Here is a 2,355-nt window from a genome sequence, read left to right on the forward strand (position 1 = left end):
GTAGTTATAATTAAATTGAAGATAGATTTTGCCTCTGATCCCCCCTGCCCCCCTTGATAAGGGGGGTGCCGATAGGCGGGGGGATCCCCCCTTAATCCCCCCTTAATAAGGGGGGTGTCTGACAACTTTTAACACCTACCTACTTAATTTTTGCTAACTAACAGTTGAGGGGGTTTATTTTTTACCTTTATTAATCAAATCCAACTTTAAAAACCCACCTCCCCACTTCCTACTTCCCTATTCATAATTTCCCCTTGCAAGAGTGCCTTTTTGAACCTGTCCCTAAAAAGGTCTTGATTTTAGGGAAATACAGTTAAAGGAATCCATTCGTAGGTGTTGACAATACCTTGAAAATAATCATTAATAGTCTCTCTGGAATAGGGAACAACTCCGTCTTCACCAAACCAACGTTCATAAATTGTCACCGCTTGTTGTTGGTCACTAACGATCCCTTCCATGAATTTTAATAGGGTATAATTCACTGTATCGCGCCATTTAGAATCATTTTCGGGTAAAGTACAGGCATAGGATTCGTAGGCGTAGGGATAGGAGGGAACTATGGCTAAATTATTGGGATTTTTAGCGCTTTTCCTTAAACCTTCCAGGGTAATGCCATCACTGGCAAAACCATCAATTTCTCCCGCTTCTAGTTTTTGTAAACCCTCGCCACGATTTTTAACTTTGACCAAAATAGCGGCGGGTTGTTGGGTTTTAATCACCGCTTCATTAGTAGTATTGGCAATCACTCCAATGCGTCTGCCTGCCAGGCTGCCGATGTCATCGAGATTACTACCTTTGCGGGTTAACAATTGAGTGCCACTGGCAAAGTAACTAACGGAAAAATCCACTTCATTTTCTCTTTTCCAAGTAAAAGTAGTGGAGCCACATTCGATATCTATGACCCCTGTTTTCAACTTTTCAAAACGATTTTGGGGAGTAATCTCAACAATTTTTAACTTAATTGGTTTTCCTAACTTCCGTTCGGTTTCCTTGCGAATTAACTCTAACATATCAAGGCTGTAACCCACCCACTTGCCTTGGGAGTTGACAAAACCAAAGGGAATAGCATCTTTACGAGCGCCGGCAGTAATTACCCCAGTTTTTTGAATGCGATCGAAGATTGCTCCGGCAAGGCTAGAATGGTTACTGGTGAGGGTTAAAGCTACTGTCATTGTCATGACGGCAAGTATACGCTTCATTTTTTTTCCTAATCTGAAAGTGGCTCAAGTCTGGGACTGTTTCAGGAGACGGAGAGTTTCCCAGAGGAAGATTTTTCAGCGGCGATTGCTGGGGACAAAAAAAGAGGAGAGATGTTACTCTCTCCCCCTTTCAGTTTTTTCGACAGCATTTTAAATTGTTTTTTCAGTTGTCGCTGTCGGGCCGAACCACCCTTGCCTTTGTCGTTACGTCCCTGACGGCGGGGGGACTCCCATCGCTTAAGTCGCATAGTTTTTAATTCAAATTTGGTTAGTTATCTGTATTGTAACAGGGTTAGCGTCAGTTTGGGTTAAGGAATTGACATCCTCGCCGCCGTAAAACGGACGGCGATTCCCAAACCTCACGATTTGGGTTTCTGCTTCTGTCCCGAAGGATTTTTCGCACCTGCCTTAACAGATTTACTCTGTTCTGGTCTTATAGTCGCTCCACAGACTGACACCGCAAGCCCTGCGGCCAAAATATTTTTACTGGCGTTAATATCTCGGTCATGGTGAGTCCCACAGTCTGGACAGTCCCACTCTCGAACATTTAACGGCATTTTCTCAGCAATATACCCGCAATTACTACACCTTTTAGAGCTAGGAAACCATCTATCTATTTCGATGTAGTTTCTCCCATACCAACGGCATTTATAGGCTAATTGTCGGGTAATTTCTCCCCAGCTTACATCAGATATTGCCTGAGATAATTTCGGGTTTTTGACCATATTCTTAACGGCTAAATTCTCAACCACAATCGTTTGGTTTTCACGAACTAATTGAGTGGTTAGCTTATGTAAATGGTCTTTTCTGCTATCGGTGATTTGAGCGTGAATCTTGGCTACTTTGATTCTTGCTTTTTCCCGATTTTTTGACCCTTTCTGTTTTCTAGAAAGGCTTTTTTGGGCCTTTCGCAGTCTCCGATAATGCTTTTTAAAATGCTTGGGATTAGATACTTTATCGCCATCGCTGGTAATCACGAGGCTACTAATTCCTAAGTCAATTCCGATGGCTTTATCTGTTACTGGTAGAGGCTTAATCGTTGGGTCATCAAATCTAATTGAAATATGCCAACGTCCAGAAGGATGTAATCTGACTGTTACTGTGCTTGGTTCACAGCTTTCTGGTATTTGTCTTGACCATCGAATAGGTAAGGGTT

The 2,355-nt window shown here is 42.5% G+C and carries 3 protein-coding genes; all 3 read right to left on the reverse strand.

Annotation, left to right across the window (positions count from 1 at the left end):
* Nucleotides 1-299: 299 nt before the first annotated feature.
* Nucleotides 300-1,199 carry an amino acid ABC transporter substrate-binding protein gene (locus IQ242_RS22680; RefSeq protein WP_193961503.1) on the reverse strand — a complete coding sequence of 300 codons (900 nt, stop codon included), beginning with the start codon at nt 1,197-1,199 and terminating at the stop codon, nt 300-302.
* A 41-nt stretch (nt 1,200-1,240) separates the two neighbouring features.
* Nucleotides 1,241-1,447: a hypothetical protein gene (locus tag IQ242_RS22685; protein WP_002799562.1), complete on the reverse strand. Its 207-nt coding sequence runs from the start codon at nt 1,445-1,447 to the stop codon at nt 1,241-1,243.
* Nucleotides 1,448-1,558: 111 nt separating this feature from the next.
* Nucleotides 1,559-2,355: RNA-guided endonuclease TnpB family protein (locus IQ242_RS22690; RefSeq protein ID WP_193961504.1), on the reverse strand; the 797-nt coding region annotated here is incomplete at its 5' end.

The organism is Microcystis sp. LEGE 08355 (genome assembly GCF_015207185.1).
In the GTDB taxonomy this organism is placed as follows: domain Bacteria; phylum Cyanobacteriota; class Cyanobacteriia; order Cyanobacteriales; family Microcystaceae; genus Microcystis; species Microcystis panniformis.